Annotated in this window: 13 protein-coding genes and 1 pseudogene; 8 read left to right on the top strand and 6 right to left on the bottom strand. The window is 70.8% G+C overall.

From position 1 onward, the window contains the following. The 4 genes from nhaA to OHB49_RS23325 form a co-directional block, all read right to left on the bottom strand. A complete protein-coding gene (gene nhaA / locus OHB49_RS23310; RefSeq protein WP_030972202.1) occupies positions 1-1410 on the bottom strand; it encodes a Na+/H+ antiporter NhaA in 1410 nt (469 codons plus the stop codon). A gap of 234 nt (positions 1411-1644) precedes the next feature. Beyond that, positions 1645-3642, bottom strand: coding sequence for an acetate--CoA ligase (acs, locus tag OHB49_RS23315; protein ID WP_329162696.1), 1998 nt, complete (start codon positions 3640-3642; stop codon positions 1645-1647). A gap of 128 nt (positions 3643-3770) precedes the next feature. After that, positions 3771-6494, bottom strand: a complete 2724-nt coding sequence (locus OHB49_RS23320) for a bifunctional SulP family inorganic anion transporter/carbonic anhydrase (RefSeq protein ID WP_329162697.1) — start codon at positions 6492-6494, stop codon at positions 3771-3773. Between the two features lie 702 nt (positions 6495-7196). Continuing rightward, positions 7197-8192 carry an ATP-binding protein gene (locus tag OHB49_RS23325; RefSeq protein ID WP_030972209.1) on the bottom strand — a complete coding sequence of 332 codons (996 nt, stop codon included), beginning with the start codon at positions 8190-8192 and terminating at the stop codon, positions 7197-7199. 102 nt (positions 8193-8294) lie between these two features. Between OHB49_RS23325 and OHB49_RS23330 the strand changes: the two genes are divergently transcribed. Then, a complete protein-coding gene (locus OHB49_RS23330) occupies positions 8295-9119 on the top strand; it encodes an oxidoreductase (RefSeq protein ID WP_329162698.1) in 825 nt (274 codons plus the stop codon). A gap of 555 nt (positions 9120-9674) precedes the next feature. Here the strand turns inward: OHB49_RS23330 and OHB49_RS23335 are convergent. After that, the gene (locus OHB49_RS23335) at positions 9675-10514 is read right to left on the bottom strand and encodes an HAD family hydrolase (RefSeq protein ID WP_030972213.1); all 840 of its coding nucleotides are present in this window, start codon (positions 10512-10514) and stop codon (positions 9675-9677) included. 567 nt (positions 10515-11081) lie between these two features. Between OHB49_RS23335 and ssd the strand changes: the two genes are divergently transcribed. From ssd to OHB49_RS23370, 7 genes and pseudogenes are all read left to right on the top strand, one after another. Next, entirely contained in the window at positions 11082-12131 is a 1050-nt protein-coding gene (gene ssd, locus OHB49_RS23340) for a septum site-determining protein Ssd (RefSeq protein ID WP_329166591.1), read from the top strand. Further along, positions 12128-13276, top strand: a complete 1149-nt coding sequence (locus OHB49_RS23345; RefSeq protein WP_329162699.1) for a TadA family conjugal transfer-associated ATPase — start codon at positions 12128-12130, stop codon at positions 13274-13276. The genes ssd and OHB49_RS23345 overlap by 4 nt, the downstream gene beginning before the upstream one ends. Next, entirely contained in the window at positions 13273-14154 is an 882-nt protein-coding gene (locus OHB49_RS23350; protein WP_392752982.1) for a type II secretion system F family protein, read from the top strand. Before OHB49_RS23345 ends, OHB49_RS23350 begins: the two co-directional genes overlap by 4 nt. Beyond that, positions 14151-14954 carry a type II secretion system F family protein gene (locus tag OHB49_RS23355; RefSeq protein WP_329162701.1) on the top strand — a complete coding sequence of 268 codons (804 nt, stop codon included), beginning with the start codon at positions 14151-14153 and terminating at the stop codon, positions 14952-14954. The genes OHB49_RS23350 and OHB49_RS23355 overlap by 4 nt, the downstream gene beginning before the upstream one ends. A gap of 58 nt (positions 14955-15012) precedes the next feature. Then, complete coding sequence (locus OHB49_RS23360; protein ID WP_329162703.1) at positions 15013-15213, top strand: DUF4244 domain-containing protein; 201 nt, start codon at positions 15013-15015, stop codon at positions 15211-15213. Beyond that, positions 15200-15610 carry a TadE family type IV pilus minor pilin gene (locus tag OHB49_RS23365; protein WP_329162705.1) on the top strand — a complete coding sequence of 137 codons (411 nt, stop codon included), beginning with the start codon at positions 15200-15202 and terminating at the stop codon, positions 15608-15610. The genes OHB49_RS23360 and OHB49_RS23365 overlap by 14 nt, the downstream gene beginning before the upstream one ends. Positions 15611-15756: 146 nt before the next feature. Further along, positions 15757-15978 (top strand): annotated as a pseudogene (locus OHB49_RS23370) (Rv3654c family TadE-like protein); the annotation flags it as partial. A gap of 40 nt (positions 15979-16018) precedes the next feature. On the opposite strand, the gene OHB49_RS23375 reads toward OHB49_RS23370, so the two are convergent. Beyond that, complete coding sequence (locus OHB49_RS23375; protein WP_329162706.1) at positions 16019-18574, bottom strand: DEAD/DEAH box helicase; 2556 nt, start codon at positions 18572-18574, stop codon at positions 16019-16021. Positions 18575-18605 lie beyond the last annotated feature (31 nt).

Below are 18605 nucleotides of genomic sequence, written 5' to 3' on the forward strand. Positions count from 1 at the left end.
TCATGCCGGACTGTCCGGCTTGCTGCTCGCTGCCCCCGCCAGTTCGGCAAGGCGGCGGTGCTCCGCGGCCTTCTTCTCGTAGATCGCGGCCATCCGAAGGTGGTACGCGGGATTGTCCTGCTCGTAGATGTCGGGAACGCCGTCCTGGTCCTCGTCGAGCTCCTCCGCCTCGTAGAGCGTCCGGTATCTGCGTACCCGGAGTTTGAGCAATGCACCGGAGAACACGGCCGCGATCAGGGAGCCCATCAGCACTGCGGCCTTGATCTCGTTGGTGAGGGTGGCGTTCCCTTCGAATGCGAGCTCGCCGATGAGCAGCGAGACGGTGAAGCCGATCCCGGCGAGCGAGGCGACCGCGAAGACGTCCGCCCATGCCAGGTCCTTGTTCAGCTCCGCCTTGGTGAATCGGGCGGCCAGCCAGGTACCGCCGAAGATGCCGACCGTCTTGCCGACGACGAGCCCCAGCACGACACCGAGCGTCTCGGGCCGGGTGAAGACCCCTGCCAGTGCGTTGCCGGAGAGCGAGACCCCGGCCGAGAAGAGCGCGAACAGCGGCACGGCGAGACCGGCCGACAGCGGGCGTATCAGGTGTTCGATGTGCTCGCCGGGAGAGTGCTGCTCGCCCTCGCGCCGGGTGCAGCGCAGCATCAGGCCCATGGCGACACCGGCGATGGTGGCGTGGATGCCGCTGTTGTACATCAGTCCCCAGATGACCAGGGCGAGCGGTACGTAGACGTACCAACCGCGCACGTTCTTGCGCAGCAGCAGACAGAAGACGGCGAGGCCGACGACGGCGCCGATGAGCGCCATGAAGTCGATGTCCTCGGTGAAGAAGATGGCGATGATCAGGATCGCGAAGAGGTCGTCGACGACGGCAAGGGTGAGCAGGAAGGCGCGGAGCGCGGACGGCAGCGAGGTGCCGATGACCGCGAGGACGGCGAGCGCGAAGGCGATGTCGGTGGCGGTCGGGACGGCCCAGCCGTCCGTGGAACCGCCGCCGACCACAGTCGCCAGTGTGTAGACGACGGCCGGCGCGGCCATGCCGCAGACGGCGGCGATGACCGGTAGGACGGCGGCCTTGGGGTCGCGCAGGTCACCCGCTACCAGTTCTCGCTTGAGCTCGACACCCGCGACGAAGAAGAAGATCGCGAGCAGCCCGTCGGCCGCCCAGTGCTGCACGGAGAGGTCCAGCCCCAGGAACTGCGGCCCGAGGTGGAAGTCGCTGACGGCCCGGTAACTGGACCCGAGAGTGTTCGCCCAGGTCAGCGCGGCGACGGCGGCGACCAGCAGGATGACTCCGCCGACGGTCTCGGTGCGCAGGGCGTCCGTGAGGTAGTTCCGCTCGGGGAGGGAGAGACGCCCGAGAAAGGTGCGGCGGGACGGAGAGGGGGGTGTGGGGGCGGGCGCGGCCACGAGTGGAGACCTCCGGGTCGGTACGGCAGCAATGGCATGGCTGATGCACTTGCCGACCAGACTTCCCGGCACACCCTGTGGAGATTTATTGATGAGTTATTGATGCAGCTGCCACTGTACCCGGGGTGTGCGGGGCCGTATCCGGTGATCTTCACCTTAAATGCCCGAGGGGCACCCGGCGCGTTGCCGGATGCCCCTCGGGGTCGTATCTGCTCGTGCCTGTTGCCGCCGGTCTCAGTCCTCGGAGGACGACGACGGCAGCTGCGTCTGGATGAGATCCATGACCGAGGAGTCGGTGAGCGTGGTGACATCACCCAGCTCGCGGTTCTCCGCGACATCGCGCAGCAGGCGGCGCATGATCTTGCCGGATCGGGTCTTCGGCAGCTCGGCGACCGGCAGGATCCGCTTGGGCTTGGCGATCGGGCCGAGCGTGGCGCCGACGTGGTTGCGCAGATCGGCGACGAGGCTGTCGGAGGCGGATGCCGAACCGCGCAGTATCACGAACGCGACAATGGCCTGGCCGGTCGTCTCGTCGGCCGCGCCGACCACGGCGGCCTCGGCGACCGACGGGTGCGACACGAGCGCCGACTCGACCTCGGTGGTCGAGATGTTGTGCCCGGACACGAGCATCACGTCGTCGACCCGGCCGAGCAGCCAGATGTCGCCGTCCTCGTCCTTCTTGGCGCCGTCGCCCGCGAAGTACTTGCCCTCGAAGCGCGCCCAGTAGGTGTCGATGAAGCGCTGGTCGTCGCCCCAGATGGTGCGGAGCATCGACGGCCACGGCTCGGTGAGGACGAGGTAGCCGCCCCCGCCGTTCGCCACCTCGTTGGCCTCGTCGTCGACGACGGTGGCGGAGATACCGGGCAGGGCGCGCTGGGCGGAACCGGGCTTGGTCTCCGTGACACCGGGAAGCGGCGAGATCATCATCGCGCCGGTCTCGGTCTGCCACCAGGTGTCCACGATCGGGCACTTGTCGGCGCCGATGTGCTTGCGGTACCAGATCCACGCCTCGGGGTTGATCGGCTCACCGACCGAACCGAGAATCCGCAGCGACGACAGGTCGAACTTGGCGGGGATGTCGTCGCCCCACTTCATGAACGTACGGATCGCGGTGGGCGCGGTGTAGAGGATCGTGACGCCGTACTTCTGGATGATCTCCCAGAAGCGGCCCTGGTGAGGCGTGTCGGGCGTGCCCTCGTACATCACCTGCGTCGCGCCGTTGGCCAGCGGTCCGTACACGATGTACGAGTGCCCGGTCACCCAGCCGATGTCGGCGGTGCACCAGTAGACGTCGGTCTCCGGCTTGAGGTCGAAGACGGCGTGGTGGGTGTACGCCGCCTGCGTGAGGTAGCCGCCGGAGGTGTGCAGGATGCCCTTCGGCTTACCCGTCGTACCCGAGGTGTAGAGGATGAAGAGCGGATGCTCGGCGTCGAATGCCTCGGGGGTGTGCTCGGTGGGCTGGCGGCCGGTGATCTCGTGCCACCAGACGTCGCGGCCCTCGGTCCACGGGGTGTCCTGGCCGGTGCGCCGCACCACGAGGACATGCTCGACGGTGTCGAAGCGGGAGACGGCGTCGTCCACGGCGGGCTTCAGCGCGGACGGTTTGCCGCGGCGGTAGCCACCGTCGGCGGTGATGACGACCTTGGCGTCCGCGTCCTGGATGCGGGCGGCGATGGCGTCGGCGGAGAAGCCGCCGAAGACCACCGAGTGCGCGGCGCCGATGCGGGCGCAGGCCAGCATCGCGACGGCGGCCTCGGGGATCATCGGCAGGTAGACGGCGACCCGGTCGCCCTTGCCGACACCGAGCTCGGCGAGGGCGTTGGCGGCGCGGGAGACCTCGTCCTTCAGTTCCGCGTACGTGATTGCGCGGCTGTCGCCGGGCTCGCCCTCGAAGTGGATGGCGACACGGTCGCCGTGACCCGCTTCGACGTGACGGTCCACGCAGTTGTACGCGACGTTCAGCTTGCCGTCCGCGAACCACTTGGCGAAGGGCGGGGTGCTCCAGTCGAGCGTCTCGGTCGGCTCCGTGGCCCAGGTCAGGCGCCGGGCCTGCTCGGCCCAGAAGCCCAGCCGATCCGCCTCGGCCTGCTCGTACGCCTCGGCTGTGACGTTGGCGTCGGCGGCCAGATCGGCGGGTGGTGCGAACCGACGATCTTCCCGAAGCAGATTGGCCAAGCTTTCGTTGCTCACGACATCTCCCATTCCCAGGGTGTCCGTTGTGTCCCGGGGCATAGCTCATCAGGCCCAGGGCCGGGTGACAAGTGTCTGCCGGGAATTGGTTTAGACCTGTGTTTCGTGTAAGGAGGAACGATCACAAGGTCTCACGGACCCGAGGCGCACGTGGTTCAGGTGCGCGTGGTTCAGGCGCTCGTACGTTCCAACTCGCCGGAACCAGGCGGATCGGCGGGGCCGGCCGTGGTGGTGGGGGCGGAAACAGAGGCGTGATCACCGGGATCACTGAGCTCGGTGTGACCGGTCGGATCACTGAGGTCGGTGATGTCGTACGGACGGGAGTGGTTCGGGTCGCAAGGGCCCACTCGGTCGAAGACCTCGTCGACCCCGCTACCGGCGCTCGCGCCCTCGGCCAGCAGATACGCCTGCGCCTCGCCGACATGGAAGTACATCCCGTGCAACTGGAGCGCACCCTCGGCGAGTCTCCGCGCCACCGATTCATGGGCCCGCAGATGGTCCAACTGCTGGACCACATTGGTGAGGCAGAGCTGCTCCACCTCATCGGCGGGCAACCGGCCGGAGATCCGCGCCCAGGCGTGATGCCGGGACTTCATCCGTTCCAGGCTCGGCAGGCCGTGCCGCAGCCAGCGCCACAGAGATGTCCGCGGGGTGTCCGGTTCGGTGCTCATCAGCGCCTGCATCGCGCCGCAGCCGGAGTGGCCGCAGACGGTGATGGACTCGACCTTGAGCACATCCACCGCGTACTCGATCGCGGCGCCCACCGAGTCGTCACCGGCCTCCGCGCCCGGCGGGGGCACGAGGTTGCCGACATTCCGAACGGTGAACAGGTCGCCCGGGCCGCTCGCCGTGATCATGCTGGTGACCAGGCGGGAGTCCGCGCAGGTGATGAAGAGCTGGGAGGGACGCTGACCTTCGCGGGCCAGCCGGGCCAGCTCGTCGCGCACCAGCGGAGCCGTATTGCGCTGGAACGAACTGAGCCCGCTGGCCAGCCGGTGCGCGCCGGTCCGGCGCGGAACAGCGGCACTGTCGCCGGGGGTGTCCAACCGGCCGGTGCGGCCGGCGGTGGCGTCGGCCGCCCTGGCCGCCCGGGCGTCGGCCTTGGCGCCGCCGCCTGAGCCTGTGGGTCCCTGGTCGGCGGTGAAGCTTTCGCCGGGGGCGAAGGCCGCCCTGGTGCGGTGGGCGTCGACCGGCCGGCCGGGCTGGTCGGGCCGGTCGTGGCAGTGATGGTTGCGCCACGGTGTCCAGGGGCGGCAGCAGGAGTGGGCCGCCGAGGCGGGCTCAGCGATCCGGCCACCGGACCTGCCGGTGAAGACGACCCGGCCGCCCTGCGCGGTCTGGGCATCGCTCCAGTCCTGGATCGTCTCGTACGCCGCGTGGTCCATGAAGAAGCCGTCCAACTCGACCACCGCGTCCCCGCCTCGGGGCAACTGGCCGAGTGCCCGGCTGAGTCGCGGCACCGCGAGGAACGTCAGTTGCCCTCGTACGACCACCAGATGCTGGCCGTCCTGATCGGTGACCGTGATCCTGGTGCGGGCCAGCCGGTGCAGAGCGACGGCCACAGCCACGGCGATACCGATGGCCACACCTTCCAGCACGCCGAAGAGCACCACGCCGGTGATCGTCGCCCCGTACACCAGGAATTCGCGATGCCTGTGGACATTGCGGATGTGGGCATAGTTCACCATCTGGAAGCCGACCACCATCACCAGAGCGGCGAGCGCGGCCAGCGGGATCCACTCCAGGGCCGTGACCAGCAGTCCGGCGGCGAGCAGCACCCAGACGCCGTGCAGCACGGTGGCGGCTCGGCTGGTGGCCCCGGCCCGTACGTTCGCCGAACTCCGCACCGCGCCACCGGACACCGGCAGCCCGCCGAGCAACCCGGACAGTACGTTGGCGATGCCCTGGCCGCGCAGTTCGCGGTCGAGATCGGAGCGCCGGACCGGCGGGGCGGCGGGGCTGACCGGGACCGGAGAGGCGGAATCAGCGGTTCGGCCGGCGGCACGGTCGGCGGTCAGCTTGTCCACCGCCACCGCGGCGAGCAGCGATTCGAGGCTGGCCACCAACAGCACCGTGAACACGGCGGTGGCCAGGGCCAGGACGGGGCCCTGCGGCATCTCGGGCAAGGCGTGCGAGCGCCAGGAGGGCAGGTCGACCCGGGCGATCCCGGGCGCCGCAACCGCGGCCACCGCCGTTGCGATCGCCACCGAGGCCAGGGCCGCGGGCAGCCGTCGCACCGCTCGCCCGATCCGCCCGGGGAGCCGCGGCCACACCACCAGTACGGCGATGGTCAGTGCGCCGATCAGCGGCGCGGCCGGGCTCATCCGGCCCAACTGCTCCGGAAGTGCGAGGGCGTTGGCGGCCGCCGAGCTCTGGGGCGAACTGCCGAGCACGATGTGCAACTGGGCGAGCGCGATGGCCACGCCGATACCGGCGAGGGTGCCGTGCACGATGGCCGGGCTGACAGCGAGGGCGCCGCGCGCCGCGCGCAGCGAACCCAGCAGGATCTGCAGAAGTCCGGCGCCGATGGTGATCGCGCAGGTGGTGCGCCAGCCGTAGATCTGGATCAACTCGGCTGTGACCACGGTCAGACCGGCGGACGGGCCGCTGACCTGGAGGGGAGTGCCGCCGAGCAGTCCGGCGACGATGCCGCCGATCGCGGCGGAGATGAGTCCGGCTTCCAGCGGGGCGTCCATGGCGACGGCCAGGCCGAGCGACATGGGGACGGCGATGAGAAAGACAGTGATGGACGCGGAGAGGTCGGCGCCCGCGACGCGGAATCGTCCGCCGCGGCGCGGCGGTGGCGGGCTGTGAGGTCGCTTGATTCCCGAGGCGCGGGAAGGTGGCGAACTGTGGGCTGTGTGGTCATGACGGATGCGGACGCAAGCAGACATGTTCCCGTCTCCTCCGGGGCAGCGCGGTCGCGGAACGTGGGGACGCGGCCGTGGGTCACGGCGTGCAGCGGCGGGATTTCTCAACTCTCAGTAAATGAATCGTAATGGAGAGTAAAGATTTGTGTCCATCATTTAGGGCAAATGGGTCATTGAATCACTCCTTCAAGTGAATAGGCAGCTTTTTATGCGGTCTGTCATGCCGCAACTTTCAGGGCTGCCTGTGATCTCAGCCGTGCCGCGGCCGCAGATTCGGTACAAATTATCTGAAAAGGAAGCGGGTGGGATGGCGGCCGCCACGAAGGGGCTGCCGGGCCCAAGCGGAACGCGCCCGAAGCCGCCCTCGGGAGCCGCGTCCGCCTCGTGGGCGACGGCTCCTCCTTCTTCACCGGAAGTCGGGCCGAAGCGCCCCCGGTCGAAGCGCCTGTCGTCTGGTCAGAAGCCGCCGCAGTGCGTGGTGTTCTCCCGGGACGGTACGGGTGAGGGTGTACGCGGCATCGGCGAGACACCGTGGGGTGGGGAGGGGCTGCCTGCCTCGCCCCCGGGCCCCGGACGAGCCCGACGGGAAGCGGATGCGGCGCGAGGGGGTGTCCGGCCCCGTCACCGCGCCGGTCGCCGAGTCGTGGGCGACCGGTTGGATCGCAGATCAGGGGCCGGGCGGATCAAGGGCCCGGGCGATCGAGGGGGCGGGGCGTCGCAACCTGCTCACACGGGCTGAGCGGCGCCGGCCCGCGTGTTCCGCTCGTCGAGCACGAAGGAGGGGTCGACCTGAGCAGCCAGGTCGGCGCCCGTCTTTTCGTTGCCCCAGCTCTCTGCGTTCTTCAGATGGAAGTGCACCATCTGCCGCGTGTAGCGCTCCCAGTCGCGTTGCCCGTACGAATCCTCCGCCGCGTCCTGCAGGGCCTGAAGAGCCATCCGGTTGTCCGCCTCCAGCAGCTCGAAGCGGGCCGGTCGGCCCTTTTCCATCGCCCGCACCCAGTCGGAGTGACCGACGCCGACCAGCAGGTCGTCGCCGACCTCGGCCCGCAGGAAGTCCAGGTCGTCCTGACCCTGCACCTTGTTGCCGACGACCTTCAGAGCGACCCCGAAGTCCCGTGCGTACTCCTTGTACTGGCGGTAGACCGAAACGCCCTTGCGGGTCGGCTCGGCAACCAGGAACGTCATGTCGAAGCGGGTGAACATTCCCGACGCGAAGGAGTCCGAGCCCGCGGTCATGTCGACGACCACGTAGTCGTCGGGACCGTCGACGAGATGGTTGAGGCAGAGCTCGACCGCGCCGACCTTGGAGTGGTAGCACGCCACCCCCAGATCCGATTCGGTGAACGGTCCGGTGGCCATCAGCCGGATGTCCCCGTCGTCCAGCGTGATCGTGCGGGCGCACGCGTCGTAGACCGGGTTGTCCTCGCGGACGCGGAGCAGCCGCGAGCCCTCGCCGGGCGGAGTCGTCTTGATCATCGTCTCGACGGAGGCGATACGGGAGTTGCTGCCTCGTAGATACTCCTTGATCAGCGGCAGCTGCGCCCCCATGGCGGGCAGCGCCGCCGCCTCCTCGTCATCGAGGCCGAGTGCGGCCCCCAGGTGCTGGTTGATGTCGGCGTCCACCGCGACCACATGGGCTTCATTGGCGGCAAGGTGACGAATGAAGAGCGAGGACAGCGTGGTCTTGCCGCTGCCGCCCTTCCCTACGAAAGCGATCTTCATGTTCACCTAGAGTAGCTGCATAACTGCGCTCCGCTGTCGAACTTCGTGAAGAAGGCCACTCCGGGGCGGTATGGGTGTAGGGGGCGCGTAGCCTCGCTACCTATGAGTACGACTGCCCCAGACCCGCTCGCCGCCCTGGGCGCCCTGCCGGGGGTCGCCGACGCGGTGGACTCCGTACGCAAGGCCGTCGACCGTGTCTACGGCCACCGAGTCATGCGGCGCCGCAGCAACGAGGTCACCGGGGAGGCGGCGCTGCGCGGCGCCCGTGGCTCCGCCGCGCTCTCCGGCGCCGACTGGAACCTGGAGGAGGTGCGTCGGCGCACCGACTTCAGCGGTGACGACGAGGCGCAGGTGATCGGAGCCGCCCTCCGGCTCACCGCGGAAGCAGGTCAACTGCTCTCCATCTGGCGGCAGTCGCCGCTGCGGGTCCTTGCCCGGCTGCACCTGGTGGCGGCCGGCGGGGCCGCGCCCGACGACGCGGTCGGCCGGCCTCGGCTGGCGGGCGAGCCGGTGGACGAGCCGCTGATCGAAGCGCCGCTGCCGAGCGCGGACGAGGTCGCCGGGCGGCTGGAAGGTCTCTCCGGACTGATCCTTGCGGGCAGTGCGGCGCCCGCGCTGGTGACGGCCGCGGTCGTGCACGGCGAACTACTGGCGCTGCGCCCCTTCGGTTCGTACAACGGGCTGGTCGCGCGGACCGCCGAACGGATCGTGCTGATCGGGAGCGGGCTGGACCCGAAGTCCATCTGCCCCGCCGAGGTCGGCCATGCGGAACAGGGCCGGGCGGCGTACGTCGCGGCGTTCGAGGGTTATCTGTCGGGGACGCCGGAGGGTATGGCCGCCTGGATCGCGCACTGCGGGCGCGCGGTGGAACTCGGCGTCAGGGAGTCGACGGCCGTCTGTGAGGCGCTGCAGCGCGGGGCCGCTTAGCGTCCGCCCGGGGTCCGTCGGTCAGCTCGGCCACCCAACTCCCCGGCCCGACTGCTGACTTCACTGCCCGATCAAAGGGTTGCGGCGGTACCGTCCTCGGTACCGCCGCTGGCACGTCCACCCAGTTACCATGCGTCCTCGATAAATGCCCATCAGGTCGGGAACTCAGCCCGTCACCTGGTGCGGCTGGCCCGTAATCGACGGGTCGACGTCGCGTGGGTGCTCGGTTTTCATGCTCGGTCCGTGGGGCCTTCTCTGCGTTACAGGTAATCCTCTCGGATGTCCTTGGTCTCGCGGGCCGTTGACTCCTTTGTACTCCACACCTGGGGTAAGCGGTAGTGCTGGCCATGCTTCTTTACTTTTGGGTTCAAATATGGATGATCCGAACATGCTGGTCGGGGCCGGAATCCGGCATGCGAAGGAGCCGTCGGGCGCGGAACGGGCCGCTGTCCGGAGGCAGGCTCCGGACAGCGGCCGGGGTGGTGACCCGGGAGACCTCGGCCTTCGCGCGGCGCAGGCTGAGGACTCCCGCTGTGCGGACGCAGGTGCGGAGTGTCAGGCGGTTGTCGCGGCCGCGCGCCGGCGCGAGGTGTACCAGACGAGTCCTGCGGTGACGGCTGCTGCGCCCACCGCTGCGGCGGCGACGAGCGCCGGGCGGGGTGGCATCGAGAACGTGGGCAGCCGCTGCTTGAGCCGAACCGGGCGGTCGAAGACGAGAATCGGCCATTCCCGGAGCGCGGCTTCACGCCGCAGCGCGCGGTCCGGGTTGACCGCGTGCGGGTGGCCGACGGACTCCAGCATCGGTACATCGGTCGCGGAATCGCTGTAGGCGTAACAGCGCGAGAGGTCGTACCCCTCCGATACGGCGAGTGCCTGGACCGCCTCAGCCTTCGTCGGCCCGTATGCGTAGTACTCCACCTCGCCGGTGAAACAGCCGTCGTCGCCGACGACCATTCGGGTGGCGACGACCCGGTCGGCGCCCAGCAGCTCGCCGATCGGCTCGACGACTTCTGCACCCGAGGTGGAAACGATGACGACATCGCGTCCAGCGGTGTGGTGCTCCTCGATGAGGGTCGCCGCCTCGTCGTAGATGATGGGGTCGATCAGATCGTGCAAGGTCTCGGCGACGATTTCCTTCACCTGCTGGACGTTCCAGCCCTTGCAGAGCGCGGAGAGATATTCGCGCATCCGCTCCATCTGGTCGTGATCGGCGCCCCCGGCGAGGAACACGAACTGTGCGTACGCGGTACGCAGTACGGCACGGCGGTTGATCAGTCCGCCTTGGTAGAAGGACTTGCTGAAGGTCAGAGTCGAGGACTTCGCAATGACCGTCTTGTCCAGGTCGAAGAAGGCTGCTGTGCGCGGCAAGGAGTGGTTTTCCACAAGGCAGAGCATAGGGGCCCACCATTCGGCGTAAACTCTGGCGCGTGGGTTTGCCTGAGAAGGCTCTCGGGTACACCATGGAAGTCACGGATCGTTCGCGACCGTGCTAACCCGGTCCGACTCCTCCCCCCCCGAGTCGGCCGTGGGGACGACCCCCGCTCTCCCCCCCGGCGGGGGTCGTCGCATGTCCGGACCCATTTCCGGCGCTCGGAATCAAGCATTCTGTCTCCTTCCCGGCCGCGACGGCCCGTTTTTCTGCGCTCTCGCACCACCATGACTCGTCACAGTGTGTAGCGGAAGTGCTGCTCTCCGGAAGTCGCCGGTATGGGTGACGGAGATATTCACAGCGGTGGAGTTGTCCACAGTTTTTGAGCAAGATCCACACGATTTCCCGAAGCGTTGCACGGTGATTCCACCCGCGAAGTCCGCGGGTTCTGGATATCGCCGATCTCGGAAGGCTCCGAGATCGCCGCGAAACCGCGGTGAAGGTGCAGGGAGAAGGGGGCGGAGATCGTGGCCGAATCCATCGCACGGGGTCGTCTGCCGGTCGCCGAAGAGCGGAGCGGCGGACCGCTGATCGTGACCGAGGATGTGGAGCTGCTCGACGATCTGCTGCGGCTGTGCGCGGCCGCCGGAGCGGAGCCGGAGGTTCACCACACGCTGCCCGAAGGCAGAGGCGGCTGGGAGCGCGCTCCGATGGTTCTGGTGGGCGACGACGCGGCTCCGCGATGCCGTGGAGCCGCGCGCAGACAGGGCGTGATGCTCGTGGGGCGCGACCAGGACGCTCCGGAGGTCTGGCGGCAGGGCGTGGAGATCGGGGCGGAATATGTGCTGCGGTTGCCCGACGCGGAGAGCTGGCTCGTCGATCAGATCGCCAATGCGGCGGAGGGTGTGGGCAGGCCCGCGCTCACCGTCGGAGTGATCGGCGGACGGGGCGGAGCCGGCGCGTCGACACTGGCCTGCGCGCTGGCCGTGGCCGCGGCCAGGAGCGGGCGGCGGACCATGCTGATCGACGGAGATCCGCTGGGTGGCGGCATCGATGTGCTGCTCGGCGGCGAGCGCGCCGAGGGGATGAGATGGCCGGATTTCGCCCATTCCAAAGGGCGGGTGGGCGGTGGCGCCCTGGAGGAGTCGCTGCCCGCATTGCACGGGTTGCGCGTGCTCAGCTGGGGCCGCGACGACTGGGTGGTCGTTCCGCCGCAGGCCATGGCGGCGGTGCTGGCGGCCGCGCGCAGGCTCGGTGGGGTGGTGGTCGTCGATCTGCCGCGCCGGGTCGACGAGTCGGTGGCCGAGGCGCTTGCCCAGCTGGACCTCGGGCTGCTGGTCGTCCCCGGCGAGTTGCGAGCGGTCGCGGCGGCCAAGCGGGTGGCGTCGATGGCCGGGATGGTCCTGGGTGATCTGAGGGTGATGGCGCGCGGCCCGTACGCGGCGGGTCTGGACGAGCGCTGGGTGGCGCATGCGCTGGGGCTGCCACTCGCCGGTGAACTCCCGCTGGAGCCCGGGCTGCTCGCCGCTCAGGACGGTGGGACGCCGCCCGGCGGCAGCGCCCGCTCCCCGCTGGCCAGGTTCTGTACGGCCTTCTGGGAGCGGGCGCTTGCCGGAGGCGTCGCCGGGGGAGCGGTGTCATGACCGACGCACTGCTCGACGCCGTGCGGCAGCGGCTGGCGCAGAGCGGCGCCGCACCCACCCCGGCCGGGGTTGCGGCCGCGCTGCGCGCCCAGGGGAGGCTGCTCGGAGATGCCGAAGTGCTCGGAGCCGCGGAGAAGTTGCGCGGCGAACTGGTCGGCACCGGGGTGCTGGAACCGCTGCTCGCCGATCCCGCGGTCACGGACGTGCTGGTGTCCGCGCCGGACCGGGTGTGGGTGGACCGGGGCGGCGGGCTCGAACTCACCGGGGTGACCTTCCGGGACGCTCCGGCAGTGCGCAGGCTGGCGCAGCGGCTCGCCGCGGTTGCCGGGAGGCGGCTGGACGATGCCCGGCCCTGGGTGGACGCCCGGCTGCCGGACGGGACGCGGATGCACGCGGTGCTGCCGCCGGTGTCCGTCGGCTCCACGTGTCTGTCGCTGCGAGTGGTGCGCCCCAGGGCCTTCTCGCTGGCGGAGCTGGTTGCGGCGGGGACCGTACCGCCGGGCGGGGACCGGGTGTTGCGGGCGCTGGTGGAGGCCCGGGTCTCGTATCTGATCAGTGGCGGCACGGGCGCGGGGAAGACCACGCTGCTGTCGAGCCTGCTGGGCGCCGTCGGGGAGCGGGAGCGGATCGTGCTCGCCGAGGACTCGGCCGAGCTGCGGCCGGACCACCCGCACGTGGTGCGCCTGGAGTCGCGTCCTGCCAATCAGGAGGGGGCGGGCCGGGTAACCCTGCAGGACCTGGTGCGTCAGGCGCTGCGGATGCGGCCGGACCGGCTGGTGGTGGGGGAGGTGCGTGGTTCCGAGGTGACGGAGTTGCTGGCCGCGCTGAACACGGGCCATGAGGGCGGTTGCGGCACGGTCCATGCGAACGCCGCCGAGCATGTCCCCGCCCGTCTGGAGGCCCTCGGCACGGCGGCCGGACTCGACCGGGTCGCGCTGCACAGTCAGTTGGCGGCGGCGCTTTCGGTGGTGGTCCATCTCGTACGGGACCGGGCCGGGCTGCGAAAGATCGCCGAGGTGCATGTGCTGGAGCGGGATGCGGCCGGTCTGGTGGTGACGGTGCCCGCGCTGCGCTGGGGCGCCGACGGTTTCGTCCGGGAGCGCGGCTGGGAGCGGCTGCGGTCGCTGATCGGGGGTGTGATGTGACCGGTGGGTCGTCGGCGGGGGCGGCGGAGTACGCGACGTTCACGATGGCCGTGTGCGCAGGGGCGGCTGCCTGGCTGGCGGCGGGGCAGGACCAAGGGCCGCGGCGGGCCGGGGTGTTGTTCGTCGACGGGGTGGGTGAGCCGGGGCCGCGGAGCTGCTGGGAGCGGGGCCTGGAGCGGTGTGGCGGGATGTTCCGGGGGCGCAGGGAGTGGCTCTGTCTGCCGGTGGCGCTGGTGCTTGCCGTGCTGGGGGAGTCCCTGCTGCCGGTGGTCGCCGGAGTGGTGGCGGTGCCGCTGGTGCGGCGGTGGCTGAGCAAACGTGCCGGGCGGCGGGAGCGGGAGCGCCGGGCCGACGCGGTGGTGGCGCTGTGCGCGGCGGTGGTGGGTGAGCTGCGGGCCGGGCACGAGCCTGGGCAGGCGCTGTTGGCCGCCGTGCGCGGCACCGGCGCGATGGGTGCCGCGGAGGCCGCCGTGTCGGCTGCTGCACGGTTCGGCGGCGATGTGCCGGCGGCGCTCGGGCAGGCGGCGCGTGAGCCGGGCCTGCAAGGGCTCGCCGGGGTGGCGGCGTGCTGGCGGGTTGCGGTGGACGGAGGGGCCGGGCTGGCGGCCGGTCTGGCCCGTTTGGAGGGAGCGCTGCGGGCCGAGCGGCGCCGGCGGGAGGAGTTACGGGCGCAGCTGGCGGGTGCCTGGTCGACGGTGGCCGTGCTGGCGCTGCTGCCGGTGCTGGGTCTGGGGCTGGGCGCGGCGCTCGGGGCCGACCCGTTGCGGGTGCTCCTGCACGGTCCGGCCGGGTTGGTGTGCCTGGCGGTCGGCGGCCTGCTGGAGACGGCCGGTCTTCTCTGGGCCGGCCGGATCGTGCGGGCGGGGGAAGCCGCGTGAGCCGGGTGGCAGGCGAGGTTGTGCACCTTGTCCACGGGGTGGGTCTGCTGGGGGTGGTCCTGGGCGCGGTCGCGTATCCGGCTCTCGCCCTGGCCGGACGGCGGCGGGAGCGGGCGGTGCTTCGCCGGGGCGCGTTGCTGCTGGCGGTCGACCCAGGGAAGCGGCGGCACAGGTGGTCGGTGGGCGGGGCCCGGGTCAGGGATCTGGCCGCGCCGCTGGGCGCTGTGGTGACCGGCTGGATTCTGGTCGGTGGTCCGGTGGGGTGCGCGGCCGGACTGGCGGCCGCCTACGGCACCTGGCGGTGGCAGCGGACGCGCCATCGGAGCAGACCAGGTGTGCCCGCGGCGGAGCTGGCGGAGACCGCACAACAGCTCCCGCTGGCAGCCGATCTGCTGGCGGCCTGCATCTCAGCCGGAGCCGGGCCGTGTGAGGCGGCCGAGGCGGTGGGGGAGTCGCTCGGCGGTCCGGTCGGCGAACGGCTGGCGCGGACGGCGGCGGAGATCCGGCTGGGCGGCGAACCGGCCGTCTCCTGGGGGAGGTTCGGTGAGATACCAGGCGCCGGCGCACTGGCTCGCTGTCTGGAACGGGCGGGCTCGACGGGGGCTCCCGCGGCGGAGCCGGTCTCCCGCCTGGCCGAGGCGATGCGGGCGGAACGGTCGAGTGCGGCCGTGGCGCGCGCCCAGCGGGCCGGCGTGCTGATCACGGCGCCGGTGGGGCTCTGTTTCCTGCCCGCCTTTCTCGCGGTCGGGGTGGCGCCCGTGGTCATCGGCCTGGCGACCGGGCTGCTGCACACCGGTTGAGACAAGAGCGGCAATAGGTATTCATCCGAATTAATTCGAACCATTCTCGGGGGTTGAAATGGCACAGCGAATCAGGAGCTGGGTGCGGGGCATGGTGCGCCGAGCCCGCTCGGACGGCGGAATGACGACGTCCGAATATGCGGTGGGGACGATTGCGGCCTGCGCGTTCGCAGCGGTGCTCTACAAGGTGGTCACCAGTTCGCCTGTCATGTCGGCGCTGCAGTCGCTTCTCAAGGACGCGCTCGATGCGAAGTTCTGAGAGGCGGCCTCCCGGGAGCGGGAGCGGCGAGGCCGGGGGCGGCGGAGGGGGAGGCGACCGGGGCGCGGTGACGGCGGAGGCGGCCATGGTGATTCCGGTACTGGCGTTGTTCGCCCTGGCGCTTGTCTGGGCACTGATGGCCGCCTCCGCCCAGATCCGGTGTGTGGATGCGGCGAGGGCCGGTGCTCGGGCGGCGGCCCGCTCCGAACCGGAGGCGCAGGTGCTCGCGGCCGCCCGTTCGGCGGCACCCGACCGGGCTCGGGTCGATCTGGAACGGGCCGGGGAACTGTGGCGGGTACGGGTCGCTGCGCCGACACCCGGACCCGGCCCGCTGACCCTCACGCTGAGCGCGGAGGCGGCAGCGCTGGCCGAGGACACGGTGGGGGTGGTGCCGTGACGAGGGAGGATGCCGTCTCGGGCCAGGCGGCCCGGCGGCGGATCCGGCAGCCATGGCGGGCATGGCCGGTTCGGTGGGTGCGGTGTTTCCCGGGGGCGCGGCGGTGCGGGGGAGGGGATCGGGGAGTGGCGACCGTGTGGGTGGCGATGACCACGGCCACGCTGTGTGCGGTCTTCGCGGTCGTGCTCGCGCTCGGACAAGTGGTGGTCGCCCGGCACCGGGCCGGTGGGGCGGCGGACCTGGCGGCCCTGGCAGCCGCCGACCGGGCCCTGTGGGGGACGGAGGCCGCGTGCCGGGCGGCCGAGGAGGTGGCCGGGGCTCAGGGGGCGGTGGTGGTGCGGTGTGCGATGCAGGGGGAGATCGCCGATGTGACGGCCCGGGTGCGGTTCGGGCCGTACACGCCGACGGTCAGGTCCCGGGCGGGCCCTCCTGAGACCGTTCCGGGTCCGTCCGGCCCCCCGTGGACCGCTCCGGGACCGGGCTCGGCCCCTCCGGCTCTCCCGGCTCTTCCGGATCGGCTGGGGCGGACCTGAGGAGTTCGCCGAGGAGGCGGACGGCGCCTCGCTTGTGCAGCGGATCGTTGCCGTTGCCGCACTTGGGGGACTGGATGCAGGACGGGCAGCCCGCCTCGCACTCGCAGGAAGCGATGGCCTGGCGGGTGGCGGTGAGCCAGCTACGGGCGGTGTGGAAGGCCCGCTCGGCGAATCCGGCACCGCCGGGGTGGCCGTCGTACACGAAGACGGTCGGCAGCAGCGTGTCCGGATGGAGCGGCACCGAGACACCGCCGATGTCCCAGCGGTCGCAGGTGGCGAAGAGGGGCAGCATTCCGATCGACGCGTGCTCGGCGGCATGCAGCGCCCCGCCCAGGATCTCCGGATTGATGCGGGCGGCGTCCAGCTGGTCCTGGGTGACCGTCCACCACACGGCGCGGGTGCGCAGCGTGCGGGGTGGCAGGTCCAGCTTGGTCTCGCCGAGGACCTCGCCGGTGATCAGTTTGCGACGCAGGAAGGAGACGACCTGGTTGGTGACTTCTACGGAGCCGTAACAGAGCCGTCCGTCACCCCACGGGATCTCGGTGTCGGTCTCCAGGACGGCGATGGAGGTGGTGTCGCGGGCGGTTGTCGAGTACGGCGGGTCGGCCTGCTCGACCAGCGCGACCGAGTCCTCCAGATCCAGTTTCCGGACCAGATAGGTGCGGCCCTGGTGGAGGTGGACGGCTCCGTCGTGGACGGCGGTGTGTGCGGCCGATTCGTCGACTGTGCCCAGCAGCCGGCCGGTGCCCTCCTCGACGATCTGGACCGGACGGCCGCCCTCGCCACGGATGTCGGTGAGATCGGCGGCCCGCTCACGGCGGGTCCAGTGCCAGCCCGAAGCCCGCTTGCGGAGCAGTTTCGCGGCCTCCAGCTGCGGCAGCAGCTCGGGCACGGCGGGCCCGAACAGCTCGAGATCGGTCTCGGTGAGCGGAAGCTCCGCGGCCGCCGCGCACAGGTGGGGGGCGAGGACGTACGGGTTGTCCGGGTCGAGGACGGTCGACTCCACAGGCTGCTGGAACAGTGCCTCGGGGTGGTGGACGAGGAAGGTGTCCAGCGGGTCGTCGCGGGCCACCAGGATGGCCAGGGCGCCCTGCCCGGCGCGGCCGGCCCGGCCGGCCTGCTGCCACAGCGACGCCCTGGTACCGGGATAACCGGCGATGACGACGGCATCCAGGCCCGAGACATCGATGCCGAGTTCGAGGGCGGTGGTGGCGGCCAGGCCCAGCAGCCGGCCGGAGTGCAGGGCGCGCTCCAGGGCGCGGCGTTCCTCGGGGAGGTATCCCCCGCGGTAGGCGGCGACCCGGGCGGGCAGTGAGCGGTCCACCTCGGCGAGCCGCTCCTTGGCGATGACGGAGATGAGCTCGGCGCCGCGCCGGGAGCGTACGAAGGCGACGGAGCGGACGCCCTGGACGGTCAGATCGGTGAGGAGGTCGGCGGTCTCGGCGGTGGCCGTACGGCGTACGGGGGCGCCCTTCTCGCCGTGCAGCTCGGTCAGCGGTGGCTCCCACAGGGCGAAGACCATTTCGCCGCGGGGCGAGGCGTCGTCGGCGACCTCCCTGACGGGAAGACCGGTGAGACGGCCCGCGGCCACCGAGGGCTGCGCCGCGGTGGCCGAGGCGAGCAGGAAGACCGGGTCGGCTCCGTAGCGGGCGCAGAGGCGGCGGAGCCGGCGCACCACCTGGGCGACATGCGAGCCGAAGACGCCGCGGTAGGTGTGGCACTCATCGATGACGACGAAGCGCAGGGCGCGCAGGAAGGAGGACCAGCGGGGGTGGGACGGCAGAATCCCGCGGTGCAGCATGTCGGGGTTGGTCAGGACGTAGTTGGCGTACTGACGTACCCACTCGCGTTCCTCGACCGGCGTGTCGCCGTCGTAGACCGCCGGCCTGATCCCGTTGGCGAGCGGCGCCGCAAGCTCCTTCACCGAACGCCGTTGGTCGGCGGCCAGGGCCTTGGTGGGTGCGAGATACAGGGCGGTCGCGCCGCGGCCGTTGGGGGCCTCCGAGCCGTCGAGCAGGGCGCTGAGGACCGGGGCGAGGTAGGCCAGCGACTTGCCGGAGGCGGTTCCGGTGGCGATCACGACGGATTCGCCGTCCAGGGCGTGCTCCGCAGCGGCTGCCTGATGCGCCCACGGGTGGTCGATACCGGCTTTCTGGATGGCGGTGATCACTTCTGGTCGGATGCGATCCGGCCAGATGGCATGGGTTCCCGTACGCGGGGGCAAGTGCTCCGTATGAGTGATGCGCGCGGACCGGCCCGCCCCTGCGGCGAGCCGGTGGAGGATCATTGCCGGAGAGGGGCGGGAGTCCCCGCTCACGGGTGGTCGACTGGGGTGGTGATTCTTGGCCATCAGCACCGAGTGTGTCACCGCCGTGACGGACAATGGTCCCAAGGCGTCGTGCATGGCTGCTGGTAAGTGATTGAATGCCATCGCGGCTGGCGATCCGTCCCCTGGCTCCGTC

Source organism: Streptomyces sp. NBC_01717, from assembly GCF_036248255.1.
Classification (GTDB): domain Bacteria; phylum Actinomycetota; class Actinomycetes; order Streptomycetales; family Streptomycetaceae; genus Streptomyces.

What these genes read in the sequence shown, in the direction of transcription:
- OHB49_RS23345 (WP_329162699.1), top strand. Translation starts at nt 12,128, where the DNA reads ATGACCGACGCACTGCTCGACGCCGTGCGGCAGCGGCTGGCGCAGAGC.
- OHB49_RS23330 (WP_329162698.1), top strand. Translation starts at nt 8,295, where the DNA reads ATGAGTACGACTGCCCCAGACCCGCTCGCCGCCCTGGGCGCCCTGCCG.
- acs (WP_329162696.1), bottom strand. Translation starts at nt 3,642, where the DNA reads ATGCCCCGGGACACAACGGACACCCTGGGAATGGGAGATGTCGTGAGC.
- OHB49_RS23360 (WP_329162703.1), top strand. Translation starts at nt 15,013, where the DNA reads ATGGCACAGCGAATCAGGAGCTGGGTGCGGGGCATGGTGCGCCGAGCC.
- OHB49_RS23325 (WP_030972209.1), bottom strand. Translation starts at nt 8,192, where the DNA reads ATGAAGATCGCTTTCGTAGGGAAGGGCGGCAGCGGCAAGACCACGCTG.
- OHB49_RS23365 (WP_329162705.1), top strand. Translation starts at nt 15,200, where the DNA reads ATGCGAAGTTCTGAGAGGCGGCCTCCCGGGAGCGGGAGCGGCGAGGCC.
- OHB49_RS23375 (WP_329162706.1), bottom strand. Translation starts at nt 18,574, where the DNA reads ATGGCATTCAATCACTTACCAGCAGCCATGCACGACGCCTTGGGACCA.
- OHB49_RS23335 (WP_030972213.1), bottom strand. Translation starts at nt 10,514, where the DNA reads ATGCTCTGCCTTGTGGAAAACCACTCCTTGCCGCGCACAGCAGCCTTC.
- OHB49_RS23320 (WP_329162697.1), bottom strand. Translation starts at nt 6,494, where the DNA reads ATGTCTGCTTGCGTCCGCATCCGTCATGACCACACAGCCCACAGTTCG.